The organism is Pseudomonas sp. Irchel s3a10, from assembly GCF_900187525.1.
In the GTDB taxonomy this organism is placed as follows: domain Bacteria; phylum Pseudomonadota; class Gammaproteobacteria; order Pseudomonadales; family Pseudomonadaceae; genus Aquipseudomonas; species Aquipseudomonas koreensis_G.
The window spans coordinates 591,496-608,397 of record NZ_FYDR01000001.1; the positions used below are offsets into that span (position 1 = coordinate 591,496).

The following is a 16,902-nucleotide window of genomic DNA, read 5'->3' on the forward strand; positions in this document are numbered from 1 at the left end:
CGTTGAAAAGGAGTTCTCAATGAGCGCTGCCAATACCATTTCCAATCTGGCCCCGGTTTACCGCAAAGCCCTGAAAACCTGGCGCCCGGTGATCCTGTACTTCGCTAACGAACACTGTCCTGCCTGCGAATGGGCCGGGCCGGTGTTTCGTGAGGTGGCCGAGCCGTACCGTCATCGCGCCAATATCTACATGCTTAACACCCGTGAGTCACCGCGCCATCCGCTGGTTACCGGCACGCCGACGGTGCTGTTCTACAAGAACGGCAGGCTGGTGAAAAAACTCAAGGGCATCGGCACAGAGGAAACACTGGCGGCGGATTTTGCCCGGCATATTGGCAGGACCAGGGCGCCGGTGGTGCAGCAGAAATCACGGCATGACCTGCCGTGGTTGCGCCGCACATTGAGCAGGCTCTGCACAATCACGCGTGCGCATCGGCGGGTGATTTGAGGCAGTGCATTTCCCGTAATCGTTGCGGCGTCTGACACATCGCTCGCGGGCAAGTCCGCTCCCACAGGGGGCAACGTTGTTCACACATTTCGTGTACGACGCGTGCACTGTGGGAGCGGGCTTGCCCGCGAAGGGGTCGGCACCGTCAGCGCAAGGCTGCTGCCTTACGCAGAATCGCGCACCAGCAACACCCGCGTCACCCGTCGTTCCTCAACGGCTTTGACGGTCATTTGCCAGCCTTCGTACTGCAGCCGGTCGCCCTTCATCGGCAAGCGATCCAGCAGGCTCATCACCAGTCCGGCCAAGGTCTGATAGTCCTCGGTCGGTTCGGCGCCGAACCCGGTGCGCTGGCGAACACGCGTCAGGTTCAATGCGCCGCTGACGACAAAACCGCCCTGCTCCTCGATCACGTCCGGGCCTTCGATTTCGCTGGCATCGGGCAGTTCGCCGGCAATCGATTCGAGGATGTCGGTCATGGTCAACACGCCGACGAAGTCACCGAATTCGTTGACCACGAAGGCGATGTGAGTCGACGCCGCGCGCATTTGCTCCAGCGCATTGAGGATCGAATAGCTGTCGAGCAGGTTGATGGTCTTGCGCGCAAGGTGCTCCAGATTCGGCTCGGTACCGGCCAGGTACTCCTTGAGCAGCTCTTTCTTGTGCACGAACCCCAACGGTTCGTCCACCGCGCCGTTGCGAATCAGCGGCAGACGCGAATACGAAGAGTGCATCAATTTTGTGCGAATCGTTTCGGCGTCGTCGGCCAGATCGATGGTGTCGACGTCCGCGCGTACGGTCATCAGATTACGAATCGGCCGCTCGGCCAGTTGCAGCACGCCACTAATCATCACTCGCTCGCGGCGGTCGAACAGCTCCGCATTAGGGGCTTCGCCGTCATCCAGCAGGTCGGAGATTTCCTCGCCGACCTCCTCCGCCTCCAGCTTGCGCCCGCCCAGCAGACGCATTACCGCGTGGGCCGTGCGCTCACGTATGGGGCGCAGGCCTTGCATCGAACGCTTGCGTCGGGCCCGGGCGATCTGGTTGAACACCTCGATCAGGATCGAGAAACCAATCGCCGCGTACAGATAGCCTTTCGGGATGTGGAAACCCAAGCCTTCGGCCGTCAGGGCAAAACCGATCATCATCAGGAAGCCCAGACATAGCATGATCACCGTCGGGTGCGCATTGACGAAGCGGGTCAGCGGCTTGCTGGCGACGATCATCAGGCCGATGGAAATGATCACCGCGATCATCATCACCGCCAGTTCATCAACCATGCCGACGGCGGTGATTACCGCGTCCAGCGAGAACACCGCGTCGAGCACCACGATCTGCGCCACGATCGGCCAGAACAGCGCGTAAGCGGCGTTGGTCGAGCGCTGGCCGACGTGGCCTTCGAGTCGTTCGTGCAGCTCCATGGTGGCCTTGAACAACAGGAACACACCACCGAACAGCATGATCAGGTCACGGCCGGAGAAGCTCTTGTCGAATACCTCGAACAATGGCTGCGTAAGAGTGACCAGCCAGGAAATACTCGCCAACAGGCCCAGGCGCATGATCAACGCCAGCGACAGGCCGATGATTCGCGCACGGTCGCGCTGATGCGGCGGCAGTTTGTCCGCCAGAATCGCGATGAACACCAGGTTGTCGATACCCAGCACCAGTTCCAGCACGATCAGAGTCAACAGGCCTAACCAGGCCGTGGGATCCGCTAACCATTCCATAAAATGTCTCGATCTCTCTTCAGTGAATTCAGGCTGCCGGGCACGGCAAAGTCCAACGCGAAGGCTCTGAAGCCGCGTTGTCAACGATAGACGGGTGTCGGAAAACCGGATGCTGCGAGTGCGTCAAGACCGCGCCATGGCGCGAGGAGAAGGTACGACTGGGAGGCTCCAAGAGGGTGTTCATGCAAATCCTGAATGAAAAATGGCCTTGGAGCGTACAGGCTCAAGGCACATTTTCTACAGCGGCAAATCATTTCAAAATCTGTAAGAGCACAAGAAATGTGATTTTCCTGCAGGCCCTTTCGCGAGCAAGCCCGCTCCCACATTGGACCTTCTTTGAACTCAGAACCTGCGTCCGACGAATAACCTCTGTGGGAGCGGGCTTGCTCGCGAAGGGGTCATCAAACACACCACATCATCGCCCGGCAAAACGCAAGCGCGACAACTGCCGCAGATCGCCCTCTACGTAATAATCATGAGTCCAGCTGTCATCCACCGCCAATGGACTCACCTGCTTCAGCGCCAGCTTCTTCGCGAAATAGCGAAAGCGGTAATGCTCATAAAACCGCAACAATTCCAGGCCATAACGATCAGCCAGATCGGTATCGCCCCGGATGATCAGGTAATTTTCGTCATTGCCGTTACTGGCCGAGGTGCTGAAGTTGTGGCTACCACTGATAATCGTCGGGGTATCGCTGGTGAAATCGCTGACCACAGCTTTGGTGTGCACCAGCAGGTTACCCTTCTGGCCTTTCATGTTTTCCTTGAGCCAGCCTTCCAGACCGGTGTTCAACAATGCCGTAGCGGCGAATTCGGCGGAGCGATCGGCATGGAATCCGGTTATACGGCTCGCGGTGTTTTGCAGACCGTAACGCAAGATGTCGTCATGCGGTTTGCCGAGCAGCGCGTTGAGAATCGCATCCGGCAGGCTGAACGCGGTGACGAACAACACGTCCTTTTTCGCCGCCTCGATGATCTCGACGAACTCGCGCAAATCAGCCCCGCCGCGACGTGGTGAGAACCCGGCGAACAGCGGCTGCGCGGAGTCCATCGGATTGCGCTCGGTGATCCAGTTGCGCGTCGCGCCGACGTCGGCGGGATTGGCCCAAACCTCTTCGAACGTTTGCAAATACCGCATGGCAATCGTCTCATCGTCGAGCGTATGCACCACATTGGCCTGGCGATAAACACCATTGGCGGTGAAATTGGTGCTGCCGCACAGCACGGCCTGCGGTTGACGCTGACCCGCGCCATCGACACGGCTGAGGACGATGAATTTGTTGTGGAAAATATTGTGAGTGATCCGGCCACGCTTGTTCGCCTCAGGCAGCCTGGCAAGGTTCGCTTCGTTGAAGGTTGTGCCAGGATCATCAGGCTGGGCGTGATACAGCACGCGCACCTGAACCCCTCGGGCGAGCGCAGCGTTCACTGCATCGACAATCGCCTGCAACTGATACTCGTAGATCGCAATATCCAGCGCCCACTGCGCGTCCACCGCACGTTCGATAAAGCCCAGCAATCGCTCCAGCAGTCCGTTCTCCAGCCACAGCCGCGCCGCGTCGGGCCAGGCTTCGATGGGCAGATTTTTGTTGGCGCTGATCTGCGCATCGAGGTCGGGAAACTTGCGCTGGAAGGCCTGACTGGCGGCCACGGCACGGTTGAAGATCACGCTCTGGTTGGCCGGATGACCGTTGTCACTGGTGATGCTCAGCGCCAGCGATTCGCCCAGTTGCGGCGCGTCCGCCGTGCCATAGGCCAGATGCACGCGATAGTGCATCGTCGTGCCTGGATTGACAGCGTAATCGGCCCAGCGAAATTTCTGCAGCGGCGCTTTATCGCTGGGCGTGGCGTGATATTGGGGGAACGTGTGTGCCTTGCCGGGAAACGTCAGGCTGTTGAACAGGAACAACCACGGTTTGTCGCCCTGCTGTTTCTCGATGGCAAACCCGAGCAGGCCTTTGCGTCGCGGTTCAGCCAGATCCATGGCCAGCAGCACGCCATTGGTGCCGGCGTAGGCTTTGACGCGGAAATCGTCCTGAGGATTGGCGACCAGTACCCGCATGGTTCACTCCTTGTGATTGGGCTGGGGTGGAGCATAGAGCAGCGCTGCAAGTTTGGATGATATCCGTTTGAACCGAGGTGACCTCTTCGCGAGCAAGCCCGCTCCCACAGGTAAAGCAGCGTTCACATTCCTTGTGAGAGCGAGACTGCTCGCGAAGAGGCCCGTTCAGACTTCACACGTCATCGATATGCCGATAATCCGCATTCAGCGCTGCCGCTAATTCTCGCGCCCGTGCCAGGCGGATCGGCCCACGCTCAATGTCGATCAGCAATCCCGGACACTCCAGCGGCGGTATCGACGGCAAGGTTTTCAAACGCCCATCCGTCACCACCAGCATGCGCTGCTGCTCGGCCGGGAAGCGCTTTTGTCGCTGGGTCAACCATTGCTGTGCCTGCGTCAAAGCTGCCACTAGCGGCGTTCCACCGCCCGCCCCTAGCGCCTCCAGCCAGGTGCGCAAGCCACTCGACGCCTTCAACCCCTGCACCTGCCATTTCGGCGCGCTGCCGCTGGCGGTCAGCAGGGCCAGCCGCGCCCGTTGCCGATAAGCATCATCGAACAATTGCGCGAGCAAGCCCTTGGCATCGCTCAGCGCCTGATGCCGACGCGTCGAAGCCGAGGCATCGACGATCACCAGCCACAGCTCATGGGGAGTTCGAGTGCGCAACTGGAACTGCAGATCTTCGCAAGTCTGCGGCCGACCGTTGAGCAGCGTGCCCGGCCAGTTCACCAGACCGCTGCGCGCAGCGTGGCGCTGGCCTTGGCGTCCATGGTCGAGGCGTCCGGCACGAGGTCTGGCATTCGCCCCCGCGTCGGATCGGGGACGAATGCCGGTTACTTTTTTGGCCAGCTCGGCACTTCGCGGCGAGCGCCGGTGGCCAGTGCCGGGGCGGGCATATCGCCCCACTGTCCCTGGCCCTCGCTTGACTCGGCTTGCGTATTGGCCGAATTCTGCGCGGGTGGCTGCGGACTGTGAGAAGAGGACTCTTTACGGCGATGACGCAGGGCGAACTCCGCCACGGCGTCGATATCCTGCTCGGCAATCGCTGCCGCACCGCGCCATGCCGCGTGAGCACGAGCTGCACGCAGCCAGACCAGATCGGCACGCAAGCCATCGACACCCGCCGCAAAGCAACGCTCGGTGATGCTCGCCAACGCGTCGTCATCCAGCGCAATGCTCGCCAACAGGATGCGCGCCTGTTCGCAACGTTCGCGCAGCGCCTGTTGCTGTGCTTCCCACTGCGTGCAGAACGCCTGGGGATCGCTGTCGAAATCCAGTCGGCGGCGGATGATCTGCCCGCGCTCGGTTGGCGCGGTGTTGCCGCTGAGGGCGACGTTCAGGCCGAACCGGTCAAGCAGTTGCGGACGCAGTTCGCCCTCTTCCGGGTTCATCGTGCCGATCAATACAAATCGCGCCGAATGCCGATGGGAGATGCCGTCACGCTCGATCAGGTTGGTGCCGCTGGCTGCCACATCGAGCAGCAGGTCCACCAGATGATCCGGCAGCAGGTTCACTTCATCGACGTACAGCACACCGCCGTCAGCCTTGGCCAAAACACCGGGAGAAAACTGCGCCCGTCCTTCACTCAGTGCCGCGTCGAGATCGAGGGTGCCGACCAGACGTTCCTCGGTGGCGCCCAGCGGCAGCGTGACGAACTGACCGCTGGCGAGCAGATCGGCCAAGCCACGGGCCAGGGTCGACTTGGCCATGCCACGCGGGCCTTCGATCAGCACGCCGCCGATTTTCGGGTCGATCGCGGTGAGGCACAGGGCGAGTTTCAGGTCATCGGCGCCGACCACAGCGGAGAGCGGGAAATGCGGGGTTTCGGTCATCTTCAATACTCGGTCATGGTCGGTGTGAATTCATTTCAATGTAGGAGTGAGCCTGCTCGCGATAGCGGTGGTTCAGCGACAAATAGGTTGGCTGATACACCGCTATCGCGAGCAGGCTCACTCCTACAAAATGTTGTGGTGTGTCAGGTGTCTTCTTCTATATCCAGCAACAGGTTTTCCAGGGCCTCTTTATAGGCCCCGGGTTCCTGCCACATCCCACGCTGCTGCGCTTCGAGCATGCGCTCGGCCATATCACGCAGCGCATGCGGATTGTGCTCGCGGACAAAGTCGCGGGTCGCCGGGTCGAGCAAGTAGGCGTCAGCTAACAACGCGTACTGATGATCGTCGATCAGTTGCGTGGTGGCGTCGAAAGCGAACAGGTTATCGACTGTCGCCGCCAGTTCGAAGGCGCCTTTATAGCCGTGCCGTTTGACCCCGTCGATCCATTTCGGATTGGCCGCCCGCGAGCGGATCACCCGATTGAGCTCTTCTTTCAGGGTACGGATTTTCGGCAGATCCGGCTGGCTGTGATCGCCGTGATAACTCGCCGCTGCTTCGCCACGCAGGGTTTCCACCGCCGCGAGCATGCCGCCCTGGAACTGGTAATAGTCATTGGAATCGAGCAAGTCGTGCTCGCGGTTGTCCTGGTTCTGCAGCACCGCCTGCACCTGGCTCAGGCGCTGAACGAACTGCTCGCGGGCGGCGGTGCCTTCGTCAGAACCGCCGTAAGCGTAGGCCCCCCAGTTCAGGTAGACCTCGGCCAGATCTTCGCGGCTCTGCCACAGACGCCCATCGATGGCGCCCTGCACGCCCGCGCCATAAGCTCCGGGTTTGGCACCGAAGATCCGCCAGCCGGCCTGGCGCCGCGCCGTATCGGCATCCAGCCCCGATTGCAAAAGCGCCTCGCGCTCGGCACGCACTTTCGCGGCCAGCGGATTAAGGTCATCCGGTTCGTCCAGCGCCGCCACCGCTTGCACGGCCGCGTCGAACAGCCGAATCAGGTTGGCAAAGGCATCGCGGAAGAAGCCCGAGACCCGCAGCGTGACATCGACCCGTGGCCGGTCGAGCAGGCTCAGCGGCAGAATCTCGAAATCATCGACGCGCTGACTGCCGGTGGCCCACACCGGACGCACGCCCATCAACGCCATGGCCTGGGCGATGTCATCACCGCCGGTGCGCATGGTCGCAGTGCCCCACACCGAGAGGCCGAGTTGACGCAGGTGATCGCCGTGATCCTGAAGGTGCCGTTCGAGAATCAGCGTGGCGGACTGGAAACCGATGCGCCACGCGGTGGTGGTCGGCAGGTTGCGCACGTCCACCGAGTAGAAATTGCGCCCGGTGGGCAGCACGTCGAGACGACCACGGCTGGGTGCGCCGCTTGGCCCGGCGGGGACGAAGCGGCCGTTCAGGGCGTCAAGCAGGCCACGCATTTCGGCGGGGCCGCAGGCGTCGAGGCGTGGGGCGACGACTTCGCGCAGATTGTTCAGGATCGCGCTCACTTCAGCCCAACACGCCCCTTGTGGGAGCGAGCTTGCTCGCGAAAGCGTCGTGTCAGTCGACATTGATGTACCTGACCCATCGCTTTCGCGAGCAAGCTCGCTCCCACAGGGGATTTGTAGTGCTTGGGAGATCAGTTGGGTGGCGAACAGTTCGAGGCGTTCGCGGGTGTCACCGGCGGTGCGCCAGATTTCGTCGCTGACGCTTTGCAGCTCCGGCGGGCGCGGGCCGTTCCACGGGTCGGCAAGTGCGCAATCCAGCGGATCAAACCCCAGCTCGAAGGCCTTGGCCAACGCCCGCAGCAGACTCGACTGCGCGCCTTTGCCGTCGCCACGCGGAATGCGCAGCAAGGCCAGCAAGGTATCAATGCGCAAACGCCCGCTCGGCGACTCGCCAAAAATGTGCAGGCCATCGCGGATCTGCGATTCCTTCAGATCACACAGATAGGTGTCCAGACGCGGCAGCCAGATCGCTGCATCGGCGTCGCTGTCCAGACCGGCGTCGAGTTGCAGTTCACGGTCGATCTGCGTCTCGCGCACCAGTTGCAGGATGTCGCGCTGCAGCTCCCGCGCACGACGCGGATCGAGCAGTTGCGCTTCGTAATATTCGTCGGCCAACAGTTCCAGATTGCGCAACGGGCCGTAGGTTTCGGCGCGGGTCAGCGGCGGCATCAGGTGGTCGATGATCACCGCTTGCGTGCGCCGTTTGGCCTGGGCGCCCTCGCCCGGGTCGTTGACAATAAACGGATAGATGTTCGGCAGCGGCCCGAGCAGCGCGTCCGGCCAGCAATTCTCCGAAAGGCCGACGCCCTTGCCCGGCAACCATTCGAGGTTGCCATGCTTGCCGACGTGAATCACCGCGTGCGCGGCGTAGGTGTTGCGCAGCCAGAAATAGAACGCCAGATAGCCGTGCGGCGGCACCAGATCCGGGTCGTGATACACCGCACTCGGATCGACCTGATAACCGCGCGCCGGTTGAATGCCGACGAAGGTCAGGCCAAAGCGCAGCCCGGCGATCATCATCCGCCCGTCGCGGCACATCGGATCGTTTTGCGGCGCGCCCCAGCGTTCCAGCACTGCCGCGCGATTGGCCTGCGGCAGCGCATTGAACATCGCCAGATAGGCGTCCATCGCCAGGCTTTGCTGGCACGGACGCAGGTCGATGCTGTCGAGATCGTTGCTGACGCCGCCGAGCAATTGCTGGATCAGTTCGGTGCCGCTGTCCGGCAACTCAGCAGTCAACGGAAAGCCTTCCGCCTGCAACGCGCGCAGGATATTCAACGCCGCCGCCGGCGTATCGAGACCGACGCCATTACCGATCCTGCCGTCACGGGTCGGGTAGTTGGCGAGGATTAGCGCGATGCGTTTTTCCGTGTTCGGCAGCCGCGCCAGATCGCTCCAGCGCCGCGCCAGTTCAGCGACGAAATCCATGCGTTCGGGTTGCGCCCGGTAGCAGACTACGTCGGACTGGCTGCGCTCGCTGCGCCAGGCCAGGTCCTTGAAGCTGATCGGCCGACTGATGATGCGCCCGTCGAGTTCCGGCAAAGCGATGTGCATCGCCAGATCTCGCGGGCCAAGGCCCTGCTCGCTGTCGCGCCAACCGGGTTCGTTGTCCTGAGCGCAGATCGCCTGAATCACCGGAATATTGCGCCGAAATGGCCGCAGATGTGGGGCTTCGGGACTGGACTGCGCGAACCCGGTGGTGTTGAGAATCACCGCCGCCGCGACCTCGTCCAGCCAGTCCTCGACCACACTGAGGCAGCCGGGTTCTTTCAGGCTGGCGACGGCAATCGGCAACGGATTGAGCCCTGCCGCCTGCAAGCGCTGGCAGAACACATCGATGAACGCGGTGTTGGCCGCCTGCAAATGCGAGCGATAAAACAACACCGCCGCGACCGGTTGACCGGGCAGCCATTCGGCTTGCCAGTCGCTCAGTGCGGCGGTGTTTTTCTGTGGGTGGTAAATCGCCGTACGCGGCAGCGCCTGCGGTTCGCCCCAGGCGTAGTCGCGCGCCAGCCAGCGGTTGGCCAGACAATGAAAGAAATCCAGCGCATTGCCCATGCCGCCCTGACGCAGGAACTGCCAGAGGCGGTCGCGATCTTCGGCGGGCACGGTGCTCAGGTCGCTGAGTTCCGGATCGGGACGATCATCGCCCGGCACCAGAATCACCTGCACCCCGCGCTCGGCCAACTCCACCAGTCGTTCGACACCGTAACGCCAATAAGCGATGCCGCCGTGCAGCGAAATCAGAATGACCTTGGCGTGACGCAGCACCTCATCGACATACAGATCGACCGAGGCGTGGTTCTGCACCTGCATCGGATTGGCCAGGCGCAGGCTCGGGTAATCCTCGGGCAGTTGCTGCGCCGCTTCGGCGAGCAGCGCCAGGCTGGAATCGCCGCTGCACAGGATCACCAGCTCGGCGGGGGTTTGTCCAAGGTCGGCAATGTTGTCATCCGACACGAAACCGCCGGGCTGGGTCCTGAGCAGGTGCATGGCTTAAACGCTGAGCGCGGCGCGCAGTTGCGCTTCGAGTTGCGCAGCGTCGAGTTCCTGACCGATCAACACCAGACGAGTGACGCGCGCTTCGTCAGCGCCCCACTGGCGGTCGAAATGCTTGTCGAAACGCGTGCCCACGCCTTGAATCAACAGGCGCATCGGCTTGTTCGGAATCGCCGCGAAGCCCTTCACGCGCAGGATGCCGTGCTGCACAACCAGTTGCGTAAGCGCGTCGAGCAGCAGGCTTTCGTCGGCTTGCGGCAGTTCGATCGAGATCGAATCGAAGGCGTCGTGATCGTGGTCATCGTGGTCGTCATCACCGTCGTGGTGGTGATCGTGATGGCTGTGGCGGCTGTCGATATGTTCTTCGGATCCGGCACCGAGACCGATCAGCACGTCCAGCGGCAGGCGACCGTTGCTGGCTTCGATGATTTTCACCGCTGGCGGCAGTTCTTCAGCGACCTCGGCGCGAACGCGAGCCAGATCTTCGGCGCTGGTCTGGTCGGCCTTGTTGAGGATCACCAGATCGGCGCTGGCCAGTTGATCGGCGAACAGTTCGTGCAGCGGCGATTCGTGATCCAGATTCGGATCGAGTTTGCGCTGGGCATCGACCTGATCCGGGAACGCGGCGAAGGTGCCAGCGGCCACTGCCGGGCTGTCGACCACGGTGATCACCGCGTCAACGGTGCAGGCGCTGCGGATTTCCGGCCACTGGAAGGCTTGTACCAGCGGTTTTGGCAGAGCCAGACCGGAGGTCTCGATAAGGATGTGATCGAGATCGCCGCGACGGGCGACCAGTTCACGCATCACCGGGAAGAACTCTTCCTGCACCGTGCAGCACAGGCAGCCGTTGGCCAGTTCGTAGACGCGGCCGGTGGCTTCTTCTTCGGTGCAGCCGATGGTGCATTGCTTGAGGATTTCACCGTCGATGCCCAGCTCACCGAACTCGTTGACGATCACCGCGATGCGACGGCCCTGAGCGTTGTCGAGCATGTGCCGCAGCAAGGTGGTTTTGCCCGAGCCGAGGAAACCGGTGACGATGGTGACGGGGAGTTTGGCCAGTGTTTTCATCGGATGCCCTTTGGCAAGGTGGCGGGCATGCGGGACGAGATCCGCTGCGAGCGTGCGCGCGGAAGAATTCGCCACCGGATCACCCCGCCCGGTTGTAGTGAGAAATCTGTCACGAGGCAGGTCTCCTGGCTGACGGTGTTCAGGCCTTGCGCCTGGCGTTCGTTGCGCCTTCCCGCGGGCTCAGTGGATTGAGCTGGCAGTGGCGTGGCAACGAACTTCACCGTTCACAGTTGCGGGGGCAGCCGCGGCTTTGACCGCGTTCCCTTCTTAGCTTCGGCGTGGGCCGAAGAACCTCGAAGGTGCAAGGCTACGCATGGCTTGAGGATGGGTCAATGCTTTGGTTTTTTTTGGATTGGGGGCATATCCGTTGCTGCGGGGGTTGCCGCTGGCGGTTTCGCTCTTACAGCGAGTCACCTTTTCCAAACGCCGGGTTTGAGGTTTGGGGTTTGGGGGCATATCCGTTCCTTCGGGTGTTGCCTCTGGCGGTTTCGCTCTTACAGCGAGTCACCTTTTCCAAACGCCGAAAAGGTAACCCAAAAGGCTTTGCCCCGGCGTACGGCACTTCGCTTAGGCTCAGTGTTCCCTCGCTACGGTGTCCATCCGGGGGCATCGCCTCCGGTTTGCTTCGCTGCACCTCCTCTCGATGTATGCGGCTTCGCCGCATGGCGCTGCGCGCCTTCCCCCTTATGGACACCTACGCTCGGCCTGCCGAAGGGGCAAAAGATCAAAAGCCACATCAAGAGCCAAAGCCAAAGCAGGTCAAAAGATCGCAGCCTTCGGCAGCTCCTACATGGGATTGGGTGTGTTCAGTTGGAGTTTGGTTGGCTGGCAGGCCGCCTTCGCGAGCAAGCTCGCTCCCACAGTTGGAATGAGTGTGTTCCGTTGGAAATTGGTCGGCTGTCAGGCCGCCTTCGCGAGCAAGCCCGCTCCCACAGTTGGAATGGGTGTGTTCAGTTGGAAATTGGTCGGCTGTCGGGCCGCCATCGCCAGCAGGCTGAAAGCGTGCACCCCATGCGGCGAAGCCGCCCCACTCAACACGATGAGCGTTAGCTCGAGTACCGCTTTTGATCTCAGGGCCCGTCGGCAGGCTGAGTGGAGGGATTTATCCGGGGGTGGGAGCGCAGCGACCGTTTGGCGCAGCCAAACACAGCGAGAGGAGGTGCAGCGAAGCAAACCGTAGGCGCTGCCCCCCGGATGAATCCCGCAGCGAAGGAACCCGAGCCTAGGCGAGGGCCGAACGTCAGGGCATAGACCTTTTGGTTACTTTTGGGGCGTTTGCCAAAAGTGACCCGCCGTAAGGGCGGAACCCTAAGTGGCCGTTACCGCAGCAACGGATATACCCCCATACCCATCCAATTGACTCAAATCCCCAACCCATGCTCTCCTACACAACTTGTTACGGGTGCCCTTCACAGGGTGAAACGGGAAACCGGTGAATCATGTGCTTTACTCAAAGCCATGTCAGTCCGGTGCTGCCCCCGCAACGGTAAGCGAGCGAAGCGTCAAATCCACTGTGCCATTACGGCATGGGAAGGTGACGCTTGCAGGTCGGCCAGACGCCAACCCCTCGTGAGCCCGGAGACCGGCCCGCAACACACAGTGCGCATTTTGCGTCACTGAACATAACAAACCCGCGGTGGGCGGGCGCTGTTCGAACCTCTGCGTGCCCGACCCGCAGGGGTTTTCATGCGCTCTGTTGACCCGCTGACACTCCAAAGGGAAGCGCCATGTCGATCATCAGCAGCACCGGCAGCAACACCGACAAAATCTCCAGCACCAGCACATTGAGCCAACGCCTGACCGCCGCGATTTTCGCGTCGATCCTGGGTGCCGGCCTCGTTTACTTCGCCGGTTTCTCGCACATCGAAGCGGTGCACAACGCCGCTCACGATACCCGCCACAGCGCCGCGTTCCCGTGCCACTGAGACCTGCCGACATGATCAAGCGTATCGCGCAAACCGCAGGTTTCACCGGCCTGCTGGCCGCCCTGCTGCTGACATTGCTGCAAAGCTTCTGGGTCTCGCCGCTGATTCTGCAGGCCGAAACCTTCGAGAAATCCGAACCTGTGGCCGTTCACGAACACGCCGCCGGCACCGCCGCTCACACCCATGACGCCGAAGCCTGGGAGCCGGAAGATGGCTGGCAACGTGTGGTCTCGACCACCGGCGGCAATCTGGTGGTGGCAGTCGGTTTCGCCCTGATGCTCGCCGGCCTGTACACCTTGCGTGCACCGTCCAAAACCTCGCAAGGCCTGCTCTGGGGCCTGGCCGGCTACGCGACCTTCGTCCTTGCGCCGACCCTGGGCCTGCCGCCTGAACTGCCGGGCACCGCTGCAGCCGATCTGGCTTCGCGGCAAACCTGGTGGATCGGCACCGCTGCCTCCACTGCTGTTGGCCTGGCGTTGATTGTGTTCAGCCGCCACTGGCTGATGAAGTTGCTGGGCGTGGCGATCCTCGCCGTGCCGCACGTGATCGGCGCTCCGCAACCGGAAGTGCATTCGATGCTCGCTCCGGAAGCGCTGGAAACCCAGTTCAAAATCGCTTCGCAGTTGACCAACGTGGCGTTCTGGCTGGCCCTGGGCCTGATCAGCGCCTGGTTGTTCCGCCGCAAAAGCGATGGTCAGTACCACGCATGACCGATGACCGCGCAGCGCCGACCTTTGTGGTCGGCCTGGGCTGCCAGCGCGGCTGCCCGGTCAGCACGCTGCGCGCGTTACTCGATCAGGCGTTGCAGGCGCATCGCATCGAGCTGGAAGCGGTCAAGGCCCTGGCCAGCATCGATCTCAAACGCGATGAACCCGGTTTGCAGGAACTGGCCAGCCAGTTGGCGCTGCCGCTGTTGTATTTCAGCAGCGAAGAATTGGCCAGTTACCAGCAGCGACTCAGCCACCATTCTCAAATTGCCTATGAGCGCACCGGTTGCTACGGCGTGGCGGAAAGTGCCGCGCTGGCCCTTGCCGAGCAGTTGATTCAGGCACCGGCAAAACTGCTGATTTCCCGGCAGAAATACGCTCAGGCGACACTGGCATTGGCCGGCGCTGCGTAAAATCCCGATAATCCCCCTGTTTGATCATGAGCAATCTTCATCTGAAGCGTTGCCCTGCCCCGTTTTTCACAGGATTTCTTCATGACCGTCTACTTCATCGGCGCCGGCCCCGGCGACCCGGAACTGATCACCGTCAAAGGCCAGCGGTTGATCCGCAGCTGCCCGGTGATCATCTACGCAGGCTCGCTGGTGCCGGCCGCGGTGCTGGAGGGGCATCAGGCCGAAACCGTGGTCAACAGCGCCGAACTGCATCTGGAGCAGATCATTGAATTGATCACAACCGCCCATGCCAATGACCAGGACGTGGCGCGGGTGCATTCGGGTGATCCGAGCCTGTATGGCGCGATTGGCGAGCAGATTCGTTATTTGCGTGAGTTGCAGATTCCGTTCGAAATCATCCCCGGCGTCACCGCCACCGCAGCGTGTGCGGCGTTGCTTGGCGCGGAACTGACATTGCCGGACGTGTCGCAAAGCGTGATTCTGACCCGTTATGCGGACAAGACCGCGATGCCGGCGGGTGAGGAACTGAGCAGTCTGGCGCAGCATGGCGCGACCATGGCGATTCATCTGGGGGTCAATCATTTGCAGAAGATCATCGCTGAACTGCTGCCGCATTACGGCGCGGATTGCCCGATTGCGGTGATTCACCGGGCGACATGGCCGGATCAGGACTGGGTAGTGGGGACGCTGGAGGATATTGCCGAGAAGGTTGCGGCCAAAGGGTTTCGGCGTACAGCGTTGATTCTGGTGGGTCGGGTGTTGGGCAGTGAGGTGTTTAGCGAGTCGTCGCTGTATCGCGCGGGGCATGCGCACCTCTACAGACCCTGAAAGCCAAAAGATCGCAGCCTTCGGCAGCTCCTACATTGGAATGTGTATCCCTGTAGGAGCTGCCGAAGGCTGCGATCTTTTGCTTCACCCATAAAAAAACGGCGCTCACGGGGCGCCGTTTTTCATGTCCGCAGCGAACGCCTTAGTAGTAGGCATTTTCTTTCTGCGTGTGGTCGGTCACGTCGCGCACACCTTTGAGCTCTGGAATGCGCTCAAGCAAGGTGCGCTCGATGCCTTCCTTCAAGGTCACGTCGGCCTGGCCGCAGCCCTGACAACCACCACCGAACTGCAACACGGCGATGCCGTCCTCGACCACATCGATCAGGCTGACCTGACCGCCGTGGCTGGCCAGCCCCGGGTTGATTTCGGTTTGCAGGTAGTAGTTGATGCGCTCGTTGACCGGGCTGTCGGCATTGACCATCGGCACTTTGGCGTTTGGCGCCTTGATGGTCAGCTGGCCGCCCATGCGGTCGGTGGCGTAATCGACGACGGCGTCGTCAAGGAACGCTTCGCTGAACGAATCGATATAGGCGGTGAAGCTTTTCAGCCCCAGCGCGGTATCTTCAGGTTTTTCTTCGCCCGGCTTGCAATAGGCAATGCAGGTTTCGGCGTACTGGGTGCCAGGCTGGGTGATGAAGACGCGGATGCCGATGCCCGGGGTGTTCTGCTTGGAGAGCAGATCGGCCAGGTAATCGTGGGCGGCGTCGGTAATGGTAATAGCGGTCATGGAAACTCCTCGCAGGCTTGGGCGCAGTTTACGCCAATCATTGCGCCGGACAAAGTCCTAGTATTTTTGTCGGGAAAGATTCTCGACAGGTGCGCGCATCGGTTCGCCATCGATCCGCGCTTTAAGCCACTGATAGCTGCGCTTTTCCACCCATTCGTAGCTCAACCATGACCCCACGCCAATGGCCAGCGCACAGACGATGAACATCAGATACGGATTGATCCCGTAGTGCCGCGCGATAAAACCGCCAACCGACAGTACCAGCACGTGCATCAGATACACCGAATAGGAACAGTCACCCAGCCATTTCATCACCCAGTTACGCTCGACGTAGCGCTCCAGCGCCATGCAGGCCATCACCAGCACCGCACTCGGCACACCCCAGTTCAACAGCCTTGGCGCCGGTGCCAGGTGATAGATCGCCAACAACGCGGCGCCCATCGCCAACAGCGGCAGCCACAGGCCGGCGCCAATCCAGCCCCGGCGGTAGAGCACGCCGATGCCGATCCCCAGCAAGAACTCGTAGACGATATCGGAACGGTAAAACTCGTTGAGCCAGCCGAACGCCTGACATGCTGAAAACAGCAACGCGGCGACCACCAGCAAGCGCACCTGCCAGCGGAACACCAGCGCACACGCAAACAACACATAGAAGAGCATTTCGTAATTGAGCGTCCAGCCGACATTCAGCGTCGGATAGATCCCATAGCCGCCGGGGTTTTGTGCAGGGATGAATAACAGCGACGCGAGGAAATGCGCCCAATCCACCGTCTGATCCGGCAACAGCGGCTGGGCGAAGACCACCAACAACGCCATCAACAGCGTGTACAGCCAGTACGCGGGGACAATCCGCGACAGCCGATACAGCAGGAATTGCCCCGGCCGCAGAATCTTGTCCTCGGTGGACAGGAAAATCACCAGACCGCTGATGACAAAGAAAATATCGACGCCGACCGCGCCTTTGTCGATGAAGAACTGCCCGACCGGGCCGCGGGCCTTGAAGTCGAAGAAAATCTGCATGAAGTGGTGGCAGACCACCGTCCACGCGGCAAGCGCCCGCAGGGCCTGCACTGAAATCAACATTGGAGGGGCTCCCGTACACAACTCTCAAAACCACCACCGACCCCTTGTAGGAGTGAGCCTGCTCGCGATGACGGCATGTCAGGCGACAA

The 16,902-nt window shown here is 61.4% G+C and carries 13 protein-coding genes and 2 riboswitches; of the genes, 5 read left to right on the plus strand and 8 right to left on the minus strand.

From position 1 onward, the window contains the following. The first annotated feature begins 19 nt into the window (after nucleotides 1–19). A complete protein-coding gene (locus tag CKW11_RS02680; RefSeq protein WP_095136171.1) occupies nucleotides 20–448 on the plus strand; it encodes a co-chaperone YbbN in 429 nt (142 codons plus the stop codon). Between the two features lie 164 nt (nucleotides 449–612). Here the strand turns inward: CKW11_RS02680 and CKW11_RS02685 are convergent, their stop codons facing one another. The 6 genes from CKW11_RS02685 to cobW all read right to left on the minus strand — a co-directional run bounded on the left by CKW11_RS02685 (nucleotide 613) and on the right by cobW (nucleotide 11,130). Further along, the gene (locus CKW11_RS02685) at nucleotides 613–2,172 is read right to left on the minus strand and encodes a TerC family protein (protein ID WP_095136173.1); all 1,560 of its coding nucleotides are present in this window, start codon (nucleotides 2,170–2,172) and stop codon (nucleotides 613–615) included. Nucleotides 2,173–2,587: 415 nt separating this feature from the next. Further along, entirely contained in the window at nucleotides 2,588–4,234 is a 1,647-nt protein-coding gene (locus CKW11_RS02690) for a phospholipase D-like domain-containing protein (RefSeq protein WP_095136175.1), read from the minus strand. A gap of 172 nt (nucleotides 4,235–4,406) precedes the next feature. After that, on the minus strand, nucleotides 4,407–5,138 hold the full coding sequence (locus CKW11_RS02695) for a VWA domain-containing protein (RefSeq protein ID WP_177439965.1): 732 nt from the start codon (nucleotides 5,136–5,138) through the stop codon (nucleotides 4,407–4,409). Then, nucleotides 5,066–6,064: an ATP-binding protein gene (locus CKW11_RS02700; RefSeq protein WP_095136179.1), complete on the minus strand. Its 999-nt coding sequence runs from the start codon at nucleotides 6,062–6,064 to the stop codon at nucleotides 5,066–5,068. Before CKW11_RS02700 ends, CKW11_RS02695 begins: the two co-directional genes overlap by 73 nt. A 143-nt stretch (nucleotides 6,065–6,207) precedes the next feature. Then, nucleotides 6,208–10,056, minus strand: coding sequence for a cobaltochelatase subunit CobN (gene cobN / locus CKW11_RS02705; RefSeq protein WP_095136181.1), 3,849 nt, complete (start codon nucleotides 10,054–10,056; stop codon nucleotides 6,208–6,210). 3 nt (nucleotides 10,057–10,059) lie between these two features. Continuing rightward, nucleotides 10,060–11,130, minus strand: coding sequence for a cobalamin biosynthesis protein CobW (gene cobW, locus CKW11_RS02710; RefSeq protein WP_095136192.1), 1,071 nt, complete (start codon nucleotides 11,128–11,130; stop codon nucleotides 10,060–10,062). Between the two features lie 97 nt (nucleotides 11,131–11,227). Further along, nucleotides 11,228–11,441: riboswitch (cobalamin riboswitch) on the minus strand. A 1,072-nt stretch (nucleotides 11,442–12,513) separates the two neighbouring features. Next, nucleotides 12,514–12,736: riboswitch (cobalamin riboswitch) on the plus strand. Nucleotides 12,737–12,857: 121 nt separating this feature from the next. Here cobW and CKW11_RS02720 point away from each other — a divergent pair. From CKW11_RS02720 to cobM, 4 genes are all read left to right on the plus strand, one after another. Beyond that, nucleotides 12,858–13,055, plus strand: coding sequence for a CbtB domain-containing protein (locus CKW11_RS02720; protein WP_095136197.1), 198 nt, complete (start codon nucleotides 12,858–12,860; stop codon nucleotides 13,053–13,055). Nucleotides 13,056–13,066: 11 nt separating this feature from the next. Continuing rightward, nucleotides 13,067–13,765, plus strand: a complete 699-nt coding sequence (locus CKW11_RS02725) for a CbtA family protein (RefSeq protein ID WP_095136199.1) — start codon at nucleotides 13,067–13,069, stop codon at nucleotides 13,763–13,765. Further along, complete coding sequence (locus tag CKW11_RS02730) at nucleotides 13,762–14,175, plus strand: cobalamin biosynthesis protein (RefSeq protein ID WP_095136201.1); 414 nt, start codon at nucleotides 13,762–13,764, stop codon at nucleotides 14,173–14,175. Before CKW11_RS02725 ends, CKW11_RS02730 begins: the two co-directional genes overlap by 4 nt. 81 nt (nucleotides 14,176–14,256) lie before the next feature. Then, on the plus strand, nucleotides 14,257–15,003 hold the full coding sequence (gene cobM / locus CKW11_RS02735; RefSeq protein WP_095136203.1) for a precorrin-4 C(11)-methyltransferase: 747 nt from the start codon (nucleotides 14,257–14,259) through the stop codon (nucleotides 15,001–15,003). A gap of 142 nt (nucleotides 15,004–15,145) precedes the next feature. Here the strand turns inward: cobM and nfuA are convergent, their stop codons facing one another. Continuing rightward, nucleotides 15,146–15,730 carry a Fe-S biogenesis protein NfuA gene (gene nfuA / locus CKW11_RS02740; RefSeq protein ID WP_003225494.1) on the minus strand — a complete coding sequence of 195 codons (585 nt, stop codon included), beginning with the start codon at nucleotides 15,728–15,730 and terminating at the stop codon, nucleotides 15,146–15,148. Nucleotides 15,731–15,787: 57 nt separating this feature from the next. Further along, nucleotides 15,788–16,813 (minus strand): acyltransferase, encoded by a 1,026-nt coding sequence (locus tag CKW11_RS02745; protein WP_095136205.1) that lies wholly within the window; start codon nucleotides 16,811–16,813, stop codon nucleotides 15,788–15,790. Nucleotides 16,814–16,902 lie beyond the last annotated feature (89 nt).

Excerpts from the sequence above, each read along its gene's own strand:
- CKW11_RS02685 (WP_095136173.1), bottom strand. The coding sequence starts at position 2,172 with ATGGAATGGTTAGCGGATCCCACGGCCTGGTTAGGCCTGTTGACTCTG.
- CKW11_RS02730 (WP_095136201.1), top strand. The coding sequence starts at position 13,762 with ATGACCGATGACCGCGCAGCGCCGACCTTTGTGGTCGGCCTGGGCTGC.
- CKW11_RS02690 (WP_095136175.1), bottom strand. The coding sequence starts at position 4,234 with ATGCGGGTACTGGTCGCCAATCCTCAGGACGATTTCCGCGTCAAAGCC.
- CKW11_RS02700 (WP_095136179.1), bottom strand. The coding sequence starts at position 6,064 with ATGACCGAAACCCCGCATTTCCCGCTCTCCGCTGTGGTCGGCGCCGAT.
- cobN (WP_095136181.1), bottom strand. The coding sequence starts at position 10,056 with ATGCACCTGCTCAGGACCCAGCCCGGCGGTTTCGTGTCGGATGACAAC.
- CKW11_RS02725 (WP_095136199.1), top strand. The coding sequence starts at position 13,067 with ATGATCAAGCGTATCGCGCAAACCGCAGGTTTCACCGGCCTGCTGGCC.
- CKW11_RS02680 (WP_095136171.1), top strand. The coding sequence starts at position 20 with ATGAGCGCTGCCAATACCATTTCCAATCTGGCCCCGGTTTACCGCAAA.
- cobM (WP_095136203.1), top strand. The coding sequence starts at position 14,257 with ATGACCGTCTACTTCATCGGCGCCGGCCCCGGCGACCCGGAACTGATC.
- nfuA (WP_003225494.1), bottom strand. The coding sequence starts at position 15,730 with ATGACCGCTATTACCATTACCGACGCCGCCCACGATTACCTGGCCGAT.
- CKW11_RS02720 (WP_095136197.1), top strand. The coding sequence starts at position 12,858 with ATGTCGATCATCAGCAGCACCGGCAGCAACACCGACAAAATCTCCAGC.
- cobW (WP_095136192.1), bottom strand. The coding sequence starts at position 11,130 with ATGAAAACACTGGCCAAACTCCCCGTCACCATCGTCACCGGTTTCCTC.
- CKW11_RS02745 (WP_095136205.1), bottom strand. The coding sequence starts at position 16,813 with ATGTTGATTTCAGTGCAGGCCCTGCGGGCGCTTGCCGCGTGGACGGTG.